The organism is Sorangium sp. So ce887 (assembly GCF_051521455.1).
Classification (GTDB): domain Bacteria; phylum Myxococcota_A; class Polyangia; order Polyangiales; family Polyangiaceae; genus Sorangium.
Genome location: NZ_CP150354.1, coordinates 10898954 through 10918585 on the forward strand (window position 1 = coordinate 10898954; position 19632 = coordinate 10918585).

At 71.1% G+C, this 19632-nt stretch carries 11 protein-coding genes; 5 read left to right on the forward strand and 6 right to left on the reverse strand.

Features of this window, described 5'->3' with window-relative positions; all coding sequences use genetic code 11:
- Positions 1-60: 60 nt before the first annotated feature.
- Complete coding sequence (locus WMF36_RS40790) at positions 61-726, reverse strand: hypothetical protein (RefSeq protein WP_437576237.1); 666 nt, start codon at positions 724-726, stop codon at positions 61-63.
- Positions 727-882: 156 nt separating this feature from the next.
- Positions 883-3156, reverse strand: a complete 2274-nt coding sequence (locus tag WMF36_RS40795; RefSeq protein ID WP_437576238.1) for a membrane dipeptidase — start codon at positions 3154-3156, stop codon at positions 883-885.
- Positions 3157-3507: 351 nt separating this feature from the next.
- On the opposite strand from WMF36_RS40795, the gene WMF36_RS40800 reads away from it, so the two are divergent.
- Entirely contained in the window at positions 3508-4551 is a 1044-nt protein-coding gene (locus WMF36_RS40800) for an AraC family transcriptional regulator ligand-binding domain-containing protein (protein WP_437582022.1), read from the forward strand.
- Positions 4552-5047: 496 nt separating this feature from the next.
- Here the strand turns inward: WMF36_RS40800 and WMF36_RS40805 are convergent, their stop codons facing one another.
- Entirely contained in the window at positions 5048-5176 is a 129-nt protein-coding gene (locus WMF36_RS40805) for a hypothetical protein (protein ID WP_437576239.1), read from the reverse strand.
- A 28-nt stretch (positions 5177-5204) separates the two neighbouring features.
- Between WMF36_RS40805 and WMF36_RS40810 the strand changes: the two genes are divergently transcribed.
- Positions 5205-10427, forward strand: a complete 5223-nt coding sequence (locus tag WMF36_RS40810) for a DNRLRE domain-containing protein (RefSeq protein ID WP_437576240.1) — start codon at positions 5205-5207, stop codon at positions 10425-10427.
- Between the two features lie 55 nt (positions 10428-10482).
- Positions 10483-12165: a VWA domain-containing protein gene (locus WMF36_RS40815; protein WP_437576241.1), complete on the forward strand. Its 1683-nt coding sequence runs from the start codon at positions 10483-10485 to the stop codon at positions 12163-12165.
- Between the two features lie 98 nt (positions 12166-12263).
- Here the strand turns inward: WMF36_RS40815 and WMF36_RS40820 are convergent, their stop codons facing one another.
- From WMF36_RS40820 to metG, 3 genes are all read right to left on the reverse strand, one after another.
- Positions 12264-13259, reverse strand: a complete 996-nt coding sequence (locus tag WMF36_RS40820) for an AraC family transcriptional regulator ligand-binding domain-containing protein (RefSeq protein WP_437576242.1) — start codon at positions 13257-13259, stop codon at positions 12264-12266.
- A 180-nt stretch (positions 13260-13439) separates the two neighbouring features.
- Complete coding sequence (locus tag WMF36_RS40825; RefSeq protein ID WP_437576243.1) at positions 13440-15044, reverse strand: sensor histidine kinase; 1605 nt, start codon at positions 15042-15044, stop codon at positions 13440-13442.
- A 178-nt stretch (positions 15045-15222) separates the two neighbouring features.
- Positions 15223-17352 (reverse strand): methionine--tRNA ligase, encoded by a 2130-nt coding sequence (gene metG, locus WMF36_RS40830; RefSeq protein ID WP_437576244.1) that lies wholly within the window; start codon positions 17350-17352, stop codon positions 15223-15225.
- 170 nt (positions 17353-17522) lie between these two features.
- On the opposite strand from metG, the gene WMF36_RS40835 reads away from it, so the two are divergent.
- Together WMF36_RS40835 and WMF36_RS40840 are read left to right on the forward strand one after the other, a co-directional pair.
- Positions 17523-18137, forward strand: coding sequence for a Dps family protein (locus WMF36_RS40835; protein WP_437576245.1), 615 nt, complete (start codon positions 17523-17525; stop codon positions 18135-18137).
- A gap of 201 nt (positions 18138-18338) precedes the next feature.
- Positions 18339-19628 carry a phytoene desaturase family protein gene (locus WMF36_RS40840; protein ID WP_437576246.1) on the forward strand — a complete coding sequence of 430 codons (1290 nt, stop codon included), beginning with the start codon at positions 18339-18341 and terminating at the stop codon, positions 19626-19628.
- Positions 19629-19632: the final 4 nt, after the last annotated feature.

The window sequence follows — 19632 nt, forward strand, 5'->3', positions numbered from 1 at the left end:
GGCTCCGGGCTCACGGCGAGCCGGGCTCGAATGCCCGGCGCGCCGCGCCGCCGGGATCGGTTACTGGCACTCCGGGACGTCGGAGCAGGACTGCTTCGACAGGCGGATGCCGTCGACGACCGGCACCCCGGCGAAGAACGCCGAGCACTTCGCGGCCGCCCAGATCCCGATCGTGTTGAACTGGTGGCACGACCAGTTGTCCGAGAAGGAGACGCTGGCGCGACAGCAGTACGTCGACGCCCTCTGAGACGAGTCGCCGGACTCGGAGACCCGCTCCGCGACCGAGAGCCAGCTCGAGCGCAGCTCCGTGAGCCGGGCGTCGAGGGTTCCCTCGGCGTGCTGCCGCTCCATCTCGAGCAGGACGGCATCGTAGGACTGGAGGTAGAGCTCGATCGCGTCCGACCCGGCCGCGAGCAGGTCTCCGGAAGTGGCCCCCTCCCGGAGGAGCTCGATCAAGGTCTGGACCTGGCTCTGCTGCCGCATGGCCTGCGCCTTGGACCAGGCCTCGGCCCATTCGGCCGAGAGCGTCCCCGAGGCCAGCCGCGCCTCCAGCTCGGCGCCGATGTTCTCCACGGTCCGCAGCAGCAGGGCCGGCGTGACGGCCGCCGACGCCTCGGCCTGCGGCGCGGGCGCGTCGCTCTCCGTCTCCGTGGCGTCACCCGAGCCGCAAGCGGCGGAGAGTGTCGCGATCAGCATGGACAGGGCAAGTGCGAGCTTCTTCTTCATCTGGATCTCCTGGAATGGGTCGTGGCCAGTCAGGCCGAAACGGTGCTACGACGAGCGTGTAACACGCGCTCGCGAGGGCTCGAGTTCCACTTCGCGACAGGCGATGTACAGAATGCGCCAGGGTGCCGTGGCCCCGGAAATGTGCAGCCGCAGCGGTCAGCGGCAGAAGAGAAACCTGCAGTTCCCGGAGGCGCACTGGTTGTCCTTGGTGCACGCCGCGCCTCGGCTGCGCTTGTTGACGCACTCGCCCTCGTTGGTGCCCCAGCCACAGAACTGGCTCGCGGCGCAGTGCGCGTCGGAGCGGCAGAGGCACGTCTGGGTGAGATCGCCGCAGCGGTCGCTGTGGCACTCCTCGTTCACCCGGCACCCCTGGCCGATGGTCCTGGATCCGGGCGTGTAACACCAGCCCGCGCCGGCGATCAGCCCCCCGCAGCGGCCGGACGCGCACTCGCCGTCGCGCGTGCACATCTGATGATCGGCCTTCTTCGGCTCGCAGGCGTTGTCGCCCCCGATGCCAGGCGTCTTCCGCGCGCAGCGGAGGCCGCTGCCGCAATCGGCGTCGTCGTTGCAGACGCAGCGCCCCGGGATCGCATTGCAGGCGACGGCCGTGCACTGGCCGCTCTCGCACTCCTCATCGAACCGGCAGCTCCCTCCCAGCGCCTGGAACCCCGGGCAGTAGGCCGCGCCGCACTTCCTTGGGTAGGCGAGCTCCCGCTCCTCCGACGTCGCGAAGGGGGCGACGCCGCTCTCGTCGAGATCGGTGGCGGGATCGGCCATCCCGGCCCGCGGCCCTTGCGCGCGCTCCCACATGCGGAGAAAGGACTCGGTCGACGACCGCAGGCCGGTCGTATCCACGCCCAGGCGATCCAGGTCGGCCACGAGGTCGGGCAGCATCCCCTCGTGGGCGAGGCCCTTCTCGTCGAACTCCGTTCCCAGGGGGCCGGGCCCCTGCTCGCGCTGGTCCCAGGCCTGGCAATCGGCCTCGGCCTGGAACGCCGCCGAGCAGGCGCCGTCCTCGCCGAAGCGCGGCCGGGTCTGCTGGATGAAGCCGTTGAGATCGGCCCCGAAGGCCATGGGGACCTTCAGGCCGAGCCGCCCGTACTCGTAGGCCTGAGCGAAGGAGCGCGAGGAGCCCTGACAGCTGTTCTCGACCGAGCTGCGGGTGTACTGCCGGGTCTCGTCGTGCGCGGTGCGCAGGCCGAAGATGCCGCCGGTCTGCCGGAGCATTCGGATCACCCGCGCCGGCGTGGACTTCTCCTTCTCCGCCACCTCCGGGCCCATGATCTCCCGGAAGTGACCGTGGGAGATATAGATCGGGTAATAGTCGCGCGCCTGCGCCAGCTGGAACACCCGATCCACGCCCCGCTCCGCCAGGTGCGCGACGTCGATCATCATTCCCCGGTCCATCATCTCGCCGACGAGCGCGTCGCCGAGCGGCGTCAGCCCGCGCATGTTGCGGCAGCTCGCGTCGACGTCCATGCCCAGCGTCAGCCCCGCGAGGGTGGCGTCGCAGTCGGTGTCGATGAAGCAGCTCTCGGTGTACTGCGCGAACTGGAAGATCGGGTTGTGCAGCGCCGCCCCGCCGAAGGCGTTGTCGACCTGGTGCACCGGCTGGAGCGTCCGGACCCCCAGGGCGTGGTACCTGTCGAGCTGCGCGCGCATCTTCGCCGCGTCGACGTCGCGGCCGAACAGGTGGCTTGCCTCGATGGACAGCACCACCGCCAGCTTGCCCGCCCCGATGATCTGCCGGGCGTGCGCCGGCGAGAGCGCGACGTCCATCCAGCCGGCGTTTCGCGCGACGAGCGCGTGGGTCATCTGGAGCTGGAGGTCGACGTCGGCCATCTCGTCGCACGCCCGCGTGCGGTTCTGCTCCGGCACGAGCGAGCAGAGCCAGTCGAAGCTCACCGCCGACATGACAATGAGGCTCAGCCCGCGGTCGTGGGCTGCGCGCAGCCAGCTCACATGACCCTGCTGGTGAGCGATGGTGTCCCAGCGCGGCCACCCCTCGGAGAGGCGCTTTCGCTGGAGGTGAAGCCCTGTGTCGCCCTCCGTCCCTTCGGCCTTGCCCATCGCCTCCGAGCCGGCGACGCCGCCGCCCAGGCCCAGCAGCGCCGACAGCGCGCCGCTGCTCGCAAGATCCAGCATCGCCGACTGAGGGCACCGGTCCAATAGCGCGCTGACGTCCTGTCGCACGCGGGCGTGATCGCTCCCTGGAATGCCGCCGTCGCAATCGTCGAGGGCGCCTGCGCCGTCGTGCTTGCCGTGCAGCCATCCGCCCCCGAACGCCTCCTCCGACATCATGTGGAAGTGCAGGTCCGCGAACCCGCTCACCGGGGGTGAGCCGAGCGCGGCCGGGGCGGGGACAGGGGTCGACGCGGCGGCGCCGGCGGAGAGGCCGCTCCAGACGGCAGGACGCGCGAGATCGCCCATGGGGTCTTGCCCGCTGGCCGGCGGGGTCAGTCCGGAGTCGCACCCGGACGCCATGAGCGCGAAGGCGGCCAGGGCCGCGGTCGCGAGGGGGCGCGCGCGGCGCCGGCGACGCCGGTCGGGCGTCGGGTCAGGTCGAGGCGATCGAGCACGTGTCAGGCAATGGTCGAGGCAGGTCATCGGTGGCGCTGCCCGGGGGGTTCGGTTGTGGGTGTCCCAGGCTCTCAGGGCGCCAAATTAGCTGATGTATCGCCGGATCGATCGCGCGACAGATTTACATTTTGCGACACGCTCGCATAATGCACCATCGTGCCGGCTCAAGGTTCGGGATCGACGGAGTTATTGCGGGCCTTGGTGACAGCGGCAGCGCGAGACGGGCTCGAGGCCGAGGACGTTCGGCGCGTGATGGCCCTCCCCAGCGGCTTTCTGGAGAAGCGGGGCGCTCGCGTGTCCATCGCCATGGTCCGCCGCGTGTGGAGCGGGCTCACGGACCCCCGGACGGCGGGTCCTCTCCTGGGCCTCCGCGCTGCCCGGCAGCTCCCGCTGGGGAGCCTCGACCTCCTCGATTACCTCGCGATGGCCAGCACGACCGGCGCAGAAGCGTTCTCGCACCTGACACGTTATCTGCCGCTGCTCGCGGATGCCGGGCGCGTCTGGACCGAATCCGACGGGCAGAGCTTCCGGTTCTGTCACGATGCGCCCGGCGGCGTCCCCTCGCTGGCGGAGCTGCTGCTCGGGCTGGTCGTCGCGCGTTCCCAGGCGCTGTTCGGGCCGGCCCACGCGCCGCGCCGGGTCCAGTTCGCGCACGCTCCCCTCGCCGCGGCCAGCAGGTATGAAGAGGTCCTCGGCGTCCCGGTGCAGTTCGGGGGCCGCTTCGACGAGATCGTCTTCGATCGCGACATCGCCCGGGCGCCGATCGCCAGCCAGGACCCGCAGCTCAGGTGCATCCTTGTTGCGCAGGCGGAGGAAGCGCTCTCTCGACTCGGTGTCTGCGGGGAAGTCGCGCAGGATGAGGATTTTGTCCCTGCCTTCCGGCACGCGCTGGCGCTGGCGCTCGACGCGGGCGACACCAGCCTGACGCGCATCGGCGAGAGCTTCGGGATGAGCGCGCGGACGTTGCAGCGCCGGCTGGCCGCGGCGCACGTCAGCCACCGGGAGCTCTTGCAGCAGCTGCGGCTGGAGCGGGCGCGGCAAGCCCTGGGGGCTGCCCAGCTCAAGGCGGTGTCTCATGAGCTCGGCTATTCGAGCCCCAGCGCCTTCCACCGCGCGTTCAAGCGGTGGACGGGGCTGACCCCCGGCGCCGTGGCCGAGGGCGGCGCCTCGCCGCCGGCGGGACGGAGCGGCGGCGAGAGGCAGCGGGGGGCCGGGGAGCCGCCCGCGCCGCCGGCGGGCGCATAACGGCCGCCGTGGCAGGCCCGATGCGCTGATCCCGCGTCGCCGCGGATCGCGCCGGCGCGCGGCGCCTGGCGGGTTTTGTCACCCCCTGGCGCGCTTTGTCGCCTTCGCGGCCGGCCCGAAGGCAGGTAGTCCAGGCCATCACGGGAGACCGCCAGCCGCTCCGCGAGCGCGCCCGGCGGACGACCGCGTCACGTCCGCTCATCTCGGCCAACCAGGCCGTCGGGGATGATTCAATGACAGCTCGTAGGTCCGTGCTGATACGTCAGCTCATTCAATTACAAGACGCCCTCGCGGTCTCCAGCCGCGCGGGGCGCCTCCCGCTCCTCTTCTGCCTGGGCATCGTCGCCGCCGCCTGCGAGGGCGGCGCGGACGACCCGGGCGAGCCCATTGGAAACGCGCAGCAAGCGCTCTGCGCAGCCGACGACCTGGGCTGCCAGAACGGCGCCCCGAGCTGGCCGAAGTGGTCCCAGCAGCCCGATCGGCCGGACCCGGTCTTTCAGGAGTTCGAGACCGGCTCGGGCGCCGGGAGCGCGTCGAGCAGCGCCGGCTCCGGCAGCGCGTCGAGCAGCGCCTCCACCGGCGCGAGCGGGGCGGGCGGCGGCTCCGGCGTCGAGTTCAAGGTCAAGGCGTGCGACCCGAACCAGCTCGGCAAGATGCCGGAGAACCCCAATCCGAAGGGCGCCGACCTGCAGAACGTCACCACGAACTTCCACGTCCTGCAGTCGATGCAGCTGCTCTCGTCGATCGTCAACAAGACGTCCGAGGCGATCAACAAATTCGAGACGGAGACGATCGAGGACGCGGACAAGGGCAAGTGCATCTGCACCCAGCGCGTGGCCGCCGAGTGCCTGGAGGTCATCCAGCAGGACAAGACGACCTACGAGGCGTGCCTCGACTTCTGCGACCCGGTCACGACGCCGGCGAACGACTGCAGCACCGGGGTGCTCGTCTGGCTCGCCAACGACATCCAGCAGAGCGAAGCGGGCAAGGCCAAATGGGCCCTCAGCACGGTCAAGTGGCTCGACAAGATCGCCGGCGAGATCGCCGACGGGCGCTTCGCGAATTTCCTGGAGCAGTTCGGCGGCGAGCTCTCGAACGCCACGGAGCTGCTCGCGAAGATCCAGTGTTACATCGACCTGTACACCGAGGGATACCACCTCGGCAGCTACTCCGAGCAGCGGCCTGATCTGCACATGTGCATCCCCTGGGCCGGACACGGCGCGTACGCCACGCTGGTCGAGAGCGGCGACAGCAGGTGGGGCATCGGCGGCCGCTACACGTCGCACAACCTGAGCGAGGAGCGACGCGCCCAGATGCGCACCGGCGGCTTCGCCGTGACGGCGTTCGGCGAGACGCTGAGCATCCTCCCGGGGATGGAGTTCGACATGCAGCTCGACGGGTACAAGTGGTTCGACCGCGAGGCGCCCCTCGGCATCGAGGCGCTCGGCCACTCCGGCGGCGGCGGCGTCAGCCTCGCCGCCGCGAAGAAGCTCGGCGTCTTCTATCTCGCGGACGAGGACCAGACCGGATCGCTCGACACCGACAGCGACGGCCGGGTGTCTCCGCAGGAGTTCCTCATCGGGACCTACATGCCGTTCTCCTACACGGCGGACTACACGCCGAGCGGCGCTCCGACCCCGGCCACCTGGCCCCGGAGCGCGGCGGAGGCGGTCGAGGACTGGGAGGGGCGCTCCGCCGCCGTCATGGCCGCGGCGCTCAACCTGGATCTGCAGATGAAGCCGATCGAGAAGGAGCTGACGAAGATCCCCCTTCCCCCGGTCCCCGGCGCGTTCCTCATCCCGTACTTCCGGCTCGGCGCCGGGGTGAAATGGTACGACGAGGCCTATTTCATGCGGAAGCGCCTGCAGGAGGCGCTCAACAAGCACACGCATCACAAGATCGAGAACGTCGATTTCGATCGCAACATGCACCCGTTCCAGGCGCCGGACGTGACGGCCGAGGCGGGGACGGAGGTCTCGGTGAGGCCGGAGGTGGGCGCGAAGCTCTTCCTCGGCGTGCCGCTCGGCAAGCGGCTGAAGATCGGCGTGGAGGCGAGCATCGGCTTCTCCGTGGATCTCAAGCCGAGCGGCTCCGGCGGCGTGGTCGACCTCAACACCGCGCTCGAGCAGGCGCTGGTGAACAGCAACCCCGACGAGGCCCTCGAGTGCAAGCCGGTCTTCAACTACAAAGATCAGACCTACTGCTCGAACCGGCTCGTCGAGGAGTCCGGGCTCAACCTCGGCTGCACCCCGCTCGACACAAACAACTCCTGCTGCATCTCCTTCGTCGCGGGCGGCCGCGCCTGCATCGACGACTGGACGGGGATCACCCAGGAGCTGTGCGACCCGGGCAAGCTCTCGTACGCGCTGTTCTCGACCTTCCTGAAGGAGAAGACGGCCAAGCAGCTCAAGAGCGCCTTCCAGCAAGGCTTCACCGCCCAGTGGAACGCGAACAAGACCTGTGACGAGTGCGACAGCGACGGCACCTGCACGACGAACGTGCGCAGCGACGATCTCCGCGACATCTCGGGCTGCCAGAAGCATGGCGTCTGCTGCCTCCCCGTGGCGTCCTCGCCCTTCGGCCAGGCCGGGCTGCGCAGCCTCGTGAACGACACGTACACGCAGGCCCGGTTCCTCCAGGCCGGCGACCTGGCCTACGATCCGGCCGCGCGCCTGCTCTACGTCGCGGACCGGACGGCCGTTCGCCGCATCGATCTGGCGAGCGGCGCGGTGACGACGATCGCGGGGTCGACCGCCTCGGGCTCCACCGACGGCGTGGGCACCGCCGCGCGGTTCAACACGATCTCGGGCATCACGCTCCATAACGGCGCGCTCTACCTCGCGGATCGCGGCGGCCGCACGGTCCGCAAGCTCACGCTGAGCAGCGGCCAGGTCACGACGGTGGCCACCCGCACGGTGCTCGGCACGCCTCGCGACGTGGCCGTGGACGGAGGCGGCCTGTACGTCACCGACAGCGGGGCCCGCACGCTGCTCCGCATCGATCTGGCGACGAGCGCCGCCACCGTCGTCGCCGGCCAGCCCTCGTCGTCCGGAAACGTCGACGGCGTGGGATCGGCCGCCCGGTTCGCCGAGCCGGCCGGCATCGTCGCCGATGGGCGCGGCAACCTGTACATCGCCGACGCGTTCAACCACGCGCTGCGCCGGGTCGAGATCGCGACCGCGACGGTCACCACCGTGGCCGGCAACGGCACCGCGGGCTCCGCGGACGGCGTGGGGACGGCCGCTCGGCTCACCTCCCCGCAGGCGCTCGCGACCGACGGCTCCGGCAGCGTGTTCATCGGCGAAGGCAACAGGCCCGGTCGCATCCGGCGCTTCGATCCGGCGCTCGGCGCCACCGCCACGATCGCCGGCGCGCCTGGCACCGTGTGGCTCGACGGCCTGGCCGAGGACGCCATCTTCGAGCTGCCCGGGGGCGTCGCCGTGCTGCCCTCCGGCGACATCTACGTGAGCGATACGTTGCCGTCGACGGTCCGCAAGATCGGCAGCGACTGCGACGCGTCCGTCGCGGGAGCCGTCGAGTACGACCTCACGGAGGCCGAGTGCCCCGGCACCTTCGGCGCGTACCGCTGCGTGACCGAGACCCGGAGCGATGTCGTCGAGTGGCGGGGCCCCGGGTGCCATCCGCTCCACGCCGGCTTCCAGTCCGCGTGCGGCTGCGCGTCGGACGCCGACTGCGGGAGCGGCGAGACCTGCGACACGGTGAAGAAGCTGTGCGCCGTCGGCGGCGCGCCGGTCGAGTGCCTGTGCAGCGCGAACCCGAACCCGACCTGCGCGAGCGAGCCAGGCCGCACGTGCGTCGAGGGGGCGTGCACCCGCCGCTGCAACTACAACGCTGCCACCGCGGACACCGCCTGCGGCTACGGTCAGGTCTGCACGCCCGACGGCGCGTGCGCGCCGCAGGCCGGCGCCCAGTACGCCGAGCAGGTGATCTGGGGGATGAAGAACCAGGAGGCGCCCGCCCACGCGATCGCCACCTACGGCATGAGCGAGATCGAGCTGATCGCCGCGCTCAACGCCGGCATTCACGTCGGCCTCGAGGTGAAGCTGTTCAAGAAGCCGAAGAAGTTCACGCTCTGGGACTGGCGCCGCTCCTGGGACATCGGCTCGGTCGAGAAGGCCAGGTTCCAGCCCGGGCTCGAGGCCACGTACCAGTGGGACAGCACGTCGCTCGGCCAGGTGACGAACTACCAGCCGGACGAGGTGACCCGCTATGCGACGGTCACGTCGGAGACAGGCGACTTCCTTTCGTGGTGCAAGGACGAGCTGCCGCTCTACCCCGAGGACCCGCTGCCCCCCACCACGGGCGACATCACGGGCAGCGTGCAGGAGGTCATCGACTTCGGCTTCCACCTGGGAGAGCAGGTGTCCACGATGGAGAACCTCTGCATCGACGGTCGGCCCATGATGGAGTGGCTGCAGGACAAGGACGCGCTCGCCGAGGCGTTCGTGACCGGGACCTGCTCCTACGTCGGACTGGTGAGCGGCTTGCGCGGCAACCTCAATTTCCCGTGCCAGGAGGCGCACCTGTACCTGCTCATGCACTGGGGCTGCCTCGACACGCATCGCTCCGCCATCTCCAACCTGCTGCGGCTGGGCGACTTCAGCGGCGCGGTCATCAACAACCCGACGCCCACGTTCGACCCGGCAGCGCTGCTGTACAACCCGAGCGACGGACTCGAGGCGTCGAACCTCGTGCACCGGAGCGCCCTCGCCGAGGCGTGGCTCGCCGAGGTGGAGGCCTGCTTCGACGACCACTCCGAGGACACCGTGCCTTGCACGTGCATCGACGACGCGGATTGCACGACGGGGCCGGGGCAGACCTGCGTGAGCGGGACATGCCAGGGCCCCGAGGACGACGTCATCCAGTGCTCCGTCGTGAAGAACGCGGGCGTGACCGTCGGGCGCTGCTGCGGCGACGGCGTGCAGCAGGCGTCCGAGCAGTGCGACGACGGCAACGCGCAGAACGGCGACGGCTGCTCGTCGAGCTGCAAGCCGGAGACGAAGGGCGCGTGCTGCCGGTCCCTGGCCTGCACCGACCTCGGCACGGGCGGCATCAGCTCCAGCGCGAGCTGCCGCGAGGCCGGCGGCTACTTCGTGAGCGGTCACAGCTGCGCCGAGATCGACGCCTGCGGGGCCGAGCCCATCGGCTCCTGCACAGAGCCCGACGGCACGTGCCACACGCCGACCTACGAGGCGCAGTGCGACGCGGTGAGCGGCGTGTTCACCGAGAGCGGCCAGTGCGAGAGCGAGCCGGAGCGGCTGACGCTGCAGCCCGGCAGCGCCGGCATCGACGCGACCATCACCAGCCTGAGCGCGGGCGTCGGGAACAACAACGGGAGCTCCCCGAACATGACCGCGGGGGAGTGGACCTCCAACGGCGTCGATTACGTGAACCGGAGCCTGTTCAGCTTCGATCTGTCGCCCATCCCGGCGGGCTCCACGATCGAGCGGGCGCGCCTCACCCTCTACGCCGATCCCGACGCGCGCATCTACGGCCAGGGCACCTGGAACGGCCTGCTCCCGGGGCACTCGACGCACGGCGGCTCCAACGCCTTCCTGCTCCAGCGCGTCACCTCGCCGTGGCAGGAGAGCACCGTCACCTGGTCGAGCCAGCCCACGACCACGACGCTGCACCAGAAGCTCCTGCCGCAGAGCACGTCGCTCGGTCAGGACTACGAGAACGTGGATGTGACCGCGCTCGTGCGGGACATGCTGAGCGCGCCCGCGAGCAACCACGGCTTCCTGATGCGGCTCGAGAACGAGGTGACGAGGTACCGGGAGGTCTCGTTCACGTCGAGCGACTACGCGAACGCCTCGCGGCGCCCCAGGCTCGAGGTGGTGTTCCGGAGACCGTGATCGCCGGCGCGCTCAACCTTTGATTTTGATCAAGAGTACAGAAGGATTGGATACAATGAGAACGTCATTCAGAATCTTCGCAGGCGTCGCCGGCGGCCTCCTCGCGAGCATGGCGGGGGTGTCCATGGCGCGGGCCCAGGTCGCCCCGCTCGACACGAACCATGTGGTGATCATCGACCGGTCCGGCAGCATGTCCGGCGACCGCATCGAGCTCGCGAAGAAGGCGGCCAAGATCTACTGGAACACGCTCGTCTCGAGCAACGTGCCCGCGTCGCAGTCGTTCACCGAGCTGCTCGGCGTGGCGAGCTACGCCGACACCTCGTCGATCACGTACCCCATGACGGCGCTCCCGGCGTCCGGCCTGAATACGGCGGTCGACGCGCTCGTCGCGAGCGGGGGGACCTCGATCGGGTCCGGCCTGGAGGAGGCGCTCGACATGCTGGTCGCCGAGAGCCCGACCAAGAGCGCGCGCGAGTGCGTCATCCTGCTGTCCGACGGGCAGCACAACACGCCGCCGGCCCCGAGCGACTTCTACAGCGCCTACTTCAACCGCGTGGACGAGGTCCACTCGATCGCGCTCGGGTCGGGTGCGGACGAGGCGATGATGAGCGACATCGCAGCCAACTACGGGTTCTCGCCCGGCGTCTACCTGCGCGCCGACAGCGACACCGCGATCGACCAGCTGGAGCTGATCGGCGCGTTCAACCGCATGGCGAACGATTGTCGTGACGGCGGCATGATCGATCAGGTGCTGACGCAAGTCCCGCCGCAGTCGACGTCGTGCGCAGACACGCTGGTCTCGGCGGCTCAGATCGTGGATTTCACGATGATCTTCGTCGGCGCGGCCGCGCCGGACGTGTACTTGCAGCCCCCGTCGGGGCACCCGACGCCCACGATCACCGAGACGAACTTCGCCGCGTCGGGCTCCGACATGACCTTCTTCTCGGCCGAGAGCTTCAAGCGCTTCTCCCTGAACCTGACCGAGTCCTACGAGGAGGGGTTCTGGCAGTTCTGCGCGGTCAACAGCTCGGATCAGCCCCTCTACCTCTACTCCGCGGTGTCGACCCTGGCCGATACGATCACGCTCGACGTCACGCCGAGCACGCTGAACGTCGGGGCGGCGCCGCTCATCGTGGAGGCCGAGGTGAGCCACCTGGGCAGCCCGGTGGTGGGCGCCGCGGTCAGCGCGGAGATGACCGGTCCGAGCGGCGCGGTCACGGCCCTGTCGTTCCATGACGACGGCGCCGCCGCGCACGGTGACACGACGGCCAACGACGGCGTTTACTCGCTGAAGGTCGGCCAGTTCACCGAGACGGGGAGCCACGACGTCACGGTGTTCGCGGACCACGCCGGCAGCGCCACCGTGCCGATGTTCACGCGGCAGCACACGTTCGGCTTCTACAAGGACCCCACGCCGTCCACGCCCGTCTGCCAGAGCCTCGGGGCGATGAGCACGGCGATCGTCACCTCGATCAACGGGTCAGCTTGCTTCCAGATCGATCGGGCGAGCCTCCCGACCACCTGGACGCCGGCGGCCCTGAAGCTGCAGATGAGCCCGGCGGACGGCGTCCCGTTGAACGGCGTCAGCGTGTCGGCCAACGGCGGAGCGCCCCAGAACGCCCCGGCAAACAGCTGGTCCACCGAGACCGTCATCCCGTTCCCGGGCACCGCGAACGATGTCGTCTATCAGGTGAACACGACCAGCAACAGGCAGCTCCGGATTCAATGGTATCCGTGACGCTGCGCGACGGCCCCGGCGCGCCGCGCCTTCGATCGGTCATGTCCCGCGCGCGCGCGTAGAGCCCCTTTCTCTCAGGGCCGCCGGTGCGCTCCGGCTCACCGGCGGCGCAGCGCGCGGGACACCGAGCGCGCGCTCGCGTAGCCGAGCCCGGCGGCGAGCGTGCGTCTCGTGGGGCTGGACGAGGCCAGATAGTGGTTCGCGAGCTCGGTTCGCACTTCCATCAAGAGAGCGCGATGCGACGTGCCCTGCTCTCGCAAGAGCCGCTGGACGGTCCGCGAGCTCACGCCGAGGTGCTCGGCGACGCGATCGATGTTGGGGTTGCCCGCGACGACGCAGATCTGGAGGGCCTGTCGGACGTCGTTCGCGAAGCTCGACGGAGCGGCGGCGACCGCCGGCGTCTCGCCGACCTTGCTGCTCGCACGGAGCCGTGCCTCCGCGCAATCCTCGAGGATCTCACAGAGGCGCGGCTCGGCGGAATGGAAGGGCAGCTCCAGGAGATCCCGATCGAAGACCAGCTCGTCGCAGGGGCCCTCGAACTCGACCCGTGCGTCGAAGATCCGCTCGTATTCGCCGGCGGCATGCTCGCGGCGGTGCCGGAAGCGCACGGCCAGCGGGCGGATGTGCTCACCGGAGAACGTCCGCGCCCGGAGCACCATCAAGCTGGAGAGGAGATCCGCGACGGCAGGCACGCCATCCGGCGAGAAATGGCGGAAATGCGCGCGGCGACCGGTCACCTGCAAGCCCAGGACGCCCGCATTGGCGAACAGCGGCGCAAAGCGGATGAAGCGCTCCAGCGCTTCGCCGAAGCTGCTGCTGCTCCGTGTCAGATAATCCACGAGGTCGAGCGAGCCGACGTCGAGCTGCTCCGCGGCGTGCAGCCCGATCAGCGGATCGCCGCTCACCTCCTCGGCGGAGGACCAGATCTGCCGCGCCGCGCGGAGGGAGATCGGCAGCCCGCGCTGGCGGAGCGCCCCCGGCGGGAGCCCGGAGTTTCGCAGGACCGCGTCGATCGGCAGACCGAGCTTGGGCGCTGCTGAGAGAAGGAGCAGGACGAAGTCAGAGAACGCGGACGGAGCTAGCGCCTTGACCAAGATTCCTCACGAGAACAAACGACTCGCAAAGTAATCGCCGAGACGGTTTGGGGCAACCCGGATCCTGGCGCGCGGACAGCCCGGCGCGCCACCTGGCCGGGCTGGCCGGGGGCCGGGCTGCCCGGTCAGACCTCTCTCTCGCGCCCACCCGGGGACGAACCCGAGCGACGCGGCCTCACCTCACCCCGCCGCCTCCGCCGCCCTCTCGGGCCACCGCGCCTCGAAGCGCGCGCCGCCTCCGCCTCCCAGGGCGGCGCGCTCGTGGCGCAGCGTGCCCCCGTGCCGCTCCAGCCAGCGCGCCGCGACGGCCAGGCCGAGACCCGTGCCCGGGTGCTTCGCGTCTCGCCCCCGCCCCGTCACGAACGGCTGGAACAGCATCGCCTCGATCTCGGCCGGCACCCCCGGGCCGTTGTCCTCCACGCGCACGACCACGAAGCCGCCCTCGCCGCGCGTGACGACCACCCGGATCCGCCCCTCGGCGCTCCCTTCGAGCGCGATGGCCGCGTTCTGCAGCAGCGCCGTCGCGACATCGAGGAAGGCCCCGCGGTCGGCCTCGACGAAGATCGGCCCGCCCGCCTCGGGCGCGATCTCGATGGGCGGCGCGCCCTCGCCGACGATCTGCCGGACGTGGCTCGCCGCGAGCCGCAGCGTGGAGAGCGCGTCGACCTCGCTCACCTCGAGCGGCCGCGGACGGCTGTAGCGGAGCAGGTCGTCGAGGAACCGCTTCGCCCGGTCGACCTGGCCGCGCAGCGAGGCCACGGTCTCGGGCTTCGCGCCCTGCCGCTCGAGCAGCTTCGTCTGGGCGGCGATGACCCCGAGCGGATTGCGGATCTCGTGCGCCACCGCGCTCGCGAGCCGGCCGAGCTCGGCGAGCCGCTCGGCCTGGTCGGCGCGCACCTCGACGCGCTCGATCTCCTCGGCGAGATCGCGGACGCCGATCGGCCTCTTGAACATCCGGCGCCCGAGGTGCTCCACGACGAGCAAGCGCAGCGGGTCGGACGGGAGCGCGGCGAGGAAGGTGACGAAGACGAGCCAGGCGAGCGACGCGCCGCCGCCGGGCGCGAGCGCGGGCAGGATCTTGAAGAAGACGACGAGCCCGAGCGACGAGAGGAACGCCGTGAGGCCGGCGTAGGCGAGCCCCTGCGCGAAGACGCGGCGGGAGCGCCCCAGCTCGCCGATGAGCACCGCGTAGGCCACGAGCAGGATGGCGAGGAGGAGGACCGGCGCGCCGAGGAGCACGTCCCCGAGCCCATGCACGCGCAGCACCACGAGGAAGCCGCCCCCGAGCGTCGCGAGCACGCTGCCGAAGAAGAGCGCGGCGATGCGCCGCTGCTGGAGCCCCCGGGCCGCGAGCGCCGCGCGCCCGAGCCGCGCGCCGACCGCGACCGCGGCGAGGCCCATGACGACGGCGAGCGGGAGGAACAGCGGGCCCGGCGAGCGCGCGGCAGGGCCGTAGAGCAGGCGCGGGGAGACGGCCCCGAGCAGCGCCACCGCGGCGCTCACGGCGTAGGCCGCGACGACGGGGCGGCGCGAGGCGCCGGCGACGTCGGCGTAGGCGTGGGCGAGGCCCGCGGCGACGATGATCCCGCTCGGGAGGACGTGCTCGGCGAGGGCGACCGTGCCCTCGGTCTCGAGCAGGATGAGCCCTGTGACCCAGAAGGCGAGGAAGAAGCAGAGGGCGACGAGGCCGCGGCCCACGTTGCGCCCGAGGCGCAGCGCGGTGACCGCGACGGTCACGGCCACGGCCCAGAGCGGGTAGTACGCGAGGGCGACAAGGGGTCTCACGGGGGCCTCGGCGGTCGGGAGGCCCCGACCATAGCGCCGAACGCCGCGGCCGCGCGACGTATCCACGCCGTGGACACCGGCGTGCCCACGACCTGGGCACGGCGGCCCGGCGCCGCGCCGGGCGCCCCCTCGGCAGGGCCTTATCGGAGAGGGGCTGTCGCGCCCTCGCCGCCTCGCCTCAGTGGACCCGCATCCCCGGCTTCGCCCCCGAGTCGGGCGAGAGGAGGTGCACCGTCTCGTCCCCCGCCGCCAGCACCATCCCCTCGCTGAGGCCGAACTTCATCTTCCGCGGCGCCAGGTTGGCGCACACGATGACGAGCCGCCCGACCAGGTCCTCCGGCTTGTAGTGCGCCTTGATCCCGGCAAACACCGTTCGCCGCGCCTCGCCGCCGAGCGAGACGGTCAGCTTGAGCAGCTTCTTCGCCTCGGGCACGTGCTCCGCCGCGACGATGCGCGCCACGCGCAGGTCGACCTTGGTGAAGTCGTCGATCGTGCACTCCGGCGCGAGCGGCTCCTTGGCGAGCGCCGCGCCGTCGTCCTCGGCGGCCGCGCCCTCGCCCGCCGCCTGGCCCGCGGCCGGCGCCCCCGCCGCTGCCGGCGCCTCCGGCGCCCCCGCCGCTGCCGGCGCCTCCGCCGCTGCCGGCGCTCCCGCCGCCCCGCCCGCCGCCGCCTCCTCGGCCGGGCGGCTCTCCGTGATCATCTTCTCCACTGCAGCCGGATCGACCCGCTTCATGAGGTGCTCATACGCGGCCACCGGCGTCCCCACAAGCGGCGTCTTCGCGAGCTCCCACCGGTCCATCGGGCACCCGAGCAGCCGCGCGACACCGTCGGCCAGCTTCGGCACCACCGGCGCCAGGTAGATCACGATCTGCCGGAACAGGTTGAGCGCCACGGTGCACACGGCCTGCACCTCGGCCTTCTTCTCCGGCTGCTTCGCCAGCGCCCACGGCTGCATCCGGTCGACATACTCGTTCGCCCGATCCGCCAGCGACACGATGATCCTCGTCGCCCTCGCGTAGTCGAACGCCGCGTACGCCGCCCCGATCGCGTCCGCCTCCGCCGCGGCCGCCGCGAACAGCCCCCCGTCGTCCGGATAGGCCGCCGACAGGCCCGTCTGGGCCACGAAGCGCGAGGATCGGCTCGCCAGGTTCACGACCTTGTTCACGAGCTCGGCGTTCACCTTGTTCACGAGCTCTTCCAGGTTCAGGTCGATGTCGTCGACCTTCGAGCTCAGCTTGCTCGCGTAGTAATAACGCAGGTACGCCGGGTCGAGGTGCTTCAGGTACGTCGAGGCCAGCACGAACGTGCCTTTGCTCTTCGACATCTTCTCTCCGTTGACCGTCAGGAACCCGTGCACCTGCACGCGAGACGGCAGCGAGAAGCGCGCGGCCCTGAGCATCGCCGGCCAGAAGAGCGTGTGGAAATAGACGATATCCTTCCCGATGACGTGGACGATCTCGGTCTCCTCGGATCGCCACCAGTCGTCGAACGCCTCGCCTTCCCGGTCGCACCACTCCTTGCTTGCGGCCATGTACCCGATCGGCGCGTCGAACCAGACATACCAGTAGTTCCCTGGCGCGTCGGGGATCTCGAACCCGAAGTACGGCGCAGGGCGCGATACGTCCCAGTCGCGCAGGGGCTCCGACAGGAAGTGGCCGGCGAGGTAGTTCGCGATCTCCTTCGGCATCCGCCCCTCGCCCTGCGTCCAGGTCGAGAGGAACGGCCGCTCCGGCTCGATGACCACCATGAGGTGCTGCGCGCTGCGCACCTCCGGCCGCGCGCCCGTGAGCGCGCTCCTCGGCTCGACGAGATCCGTGGCGGCGTAGGTCGAGCCGCACCGGTCGCAGCTGTCGCCGTACTGGTCCGCGGCCCCGCACTTCGGGCAGGTGCCCTTGACGAAGCGATCCGCCAGGAACATGCCCTCCTTCGGGTCGAAGAGCTGCGTGACGTCCTTCGTGGTCACCATGCCGCGCTCGCGCAGCGACGCCCAGATCTGCTCGCACAGCGCCCGGTTCGCCGGCGAGTTCGTGCTGCCGTAATGGTCGAACCGGATCTGGAACGCCGCGAAATCGCGCTGGTGCGCCGCGCTCATGTCGGCGATGACGTCGGCCTCGCTCCGCCCCTCCTGCCTCGCGCGGATCATGATGGCCGTGCCGTGGGTGTCGTCGGCGCACAGGTAGATGCACCTCCGCCCGATCATGCGCCAGTAGCGCGCGAGGATGTCGGTCTGCGTGTACTCGACGAGGTGGCCGATATGGATGTGCCCGTTGGCGTAGGGGAGCGCGCTGGTGAGCAGGAGCCGTTTCATGCTGCGCTCGACTTTGCACGAGATCCCGGCCGGATGCGAGCGGCCGATGCGGCGCGGCGCGCCGCGTCTGGCCGGGCCGCCCCGCGCGGAGGCGACTCCGGGCCTCCGCCCTTGGACGGAGCGGGCAACCGCTTTAGATATCCGATGAACCGAGCGACGTGGAGGGGACCATGACATCGAAGCGCCAGCAGCAGCAACAACGTGGCAAGGACGGAGAAACGCGGGCGCTGGAGGCCCAGCCGCTCCTGCGCCAGCGGAGCAGAGAGATCCAGCCTTTCGGGACGATCGTGGAGTATCCGCTATCGCTCGACGCGAAGAAACGCGCGCCGAGCATCCAGGTGCTCAATCAGATCCTGGCCGACACCCTCGTCCTCCGCGATCTCTACAAGAAGCACCACTGGCAGGTATCCGGGCCGACCTTCTACCCGCTGCACCTGCTCTTCGACAAGCATTTCAAGGAGCAGACCGCGCTCATCGACCTGCTCGGCGAGCGCGTGCAGACCCTGGGCGGCGTCGCCGTCGCCATGGCGCACGACGTCGCGGAGATGACGAAGGTCGAGCGGCCGCCCAGCGGCCGCGAGCAGGTGCCCGCCCAGCTGTCGCGCCTCCTCGACGCGCACGAGGTGATCCTCGCGGAGACGCGCGAGGCGGTGAGGATCACGACCGAGAACCGCGACGACGGCACCGCCGACCTGCTCATGAGCGACGTCCTCCGCACGAACGAGATGCAGGTGTGGTTCCTGTCCGAGCACCTCGTCGACACGCCCCTCGTCCGCGCCACCTGAGCCCCGGCCCGCCCTCGCCCGCGCCGCACAGGCCACCGGCCAGACCGCTCGCGCGGACCCGCCGCCGACCCCCTCCACCCGCCGCCGACCCCCTCCACCCGCCGGCGCCTCCGGCCCTCCGGGCCCGCCCCGGAAATCGACAGGGCGCGCGTAACCTTTCCGGGCCCCCGATCGTGGTACCGCCAGGAAAGGGAAATCGTGATGAAAACTACAAAAGACGTGGTGGTGGTCGGCGGCGGGCTCGCGGGCCTCGCGGCGGCGGCGTACCTGGGACGGGCGGGTCGGTCCGTCGCCCTCGTCGAGAAGGCGCACGCGCCGGGCGGCCGCGCGGTCACGCAGGAGAGCCACGGCTTCTCGCTGAACCTCGGCGCCCACGCGCTCTACCGCGGCGGCGCGGCGCAGGAGGTGCTCCGCGAGCTCGGGGTCCGGTACACGGGCGCGCCGCCGCCCGCGTCGGGCGCGTTCGCGTTCGACCGCGGCGCCTTCCACACCCTGCCGTCCGGCGCCCTGTCGCTCCTCACGACGGGCCTCTTCGGCCTCGCCGCGAAGCTCGAGATGGGCCGCGTCCTCGGCGGCCTCGCCGCGCTGAGCCCCGCGCCGCTCGCGGCGGTCTCTGTCTCGGCCTGGCTCCGCGACGCCTTCCGGACGCCCGAGGTGCGCCGCTTCGTCGGCATGCTCGTCCGGCTGACGACCTACTGCGCCGACGCCGATCGCCAGAGCGCCGGCGCCGCGCTCGCCCAGGTGCAGCTCGCCCTGAGCCAGGGCGTGCTCTACCTCGACGGCGGCTGGCAGACGCTCGTCGACGGCCTGCGCGGCGCCGCGGAGGCGGCCGGCGTCGAGATCCTCACCGGCGCGCGGGCGACGCGCGTCGCCGCCGAGGGCGGCGCCGTCTCCTTCGTGGAGCTCGCGAACGGCGACCGCCTCGGCGCCGGCGCCGTGCTGCTCGCCGCGAGCCCGCGCGCCGCCGCCGCGCTCGCGCCCGACGTCCCGGAGCTCGCCGCGCACGCCGAGCGCGCCGCCCCGGTCCGCGCCGCGTGCCTCGACGTCGCGCTGTCCCGGCTGCCTCGCCCGCGCTTCCGCTTCGTGATGGGCATCGACCGCCCCCTCTACCTGTCGCTCCACTCCGGGGTCGCGCGCCTCGCCCCCGAGGGCGGCGCCGTCTTCCACGCCGCCCAGTACAGCCCCGAGCTCGCCGGCGGCGACGCCGAACGCGAGCTCCAGGACCTCCTCGAGCGCGCGCAGCCGGGCTACCGCGACGTGCTCGTCGAGCGCCGCTTCCTGCCCTCGCTCGTCGTCTCCAACGCCGTGGTCGCCGCCGAGGGGGGCGGCTACGCGGGGCGCCCCGGCGTCCGCGTCCGGGAGGTCGACGGGCTCTTTCTCGCGGGCGACTGGGTCGGACCGACGGGCATGCTCGCCGACGCGAGCCTCGGCAGCGCGCGGGACGCCGCCGCGGCCGTGCTCGCGCGCCGGGCGCTCGACCGCGCGGCGTGACGGG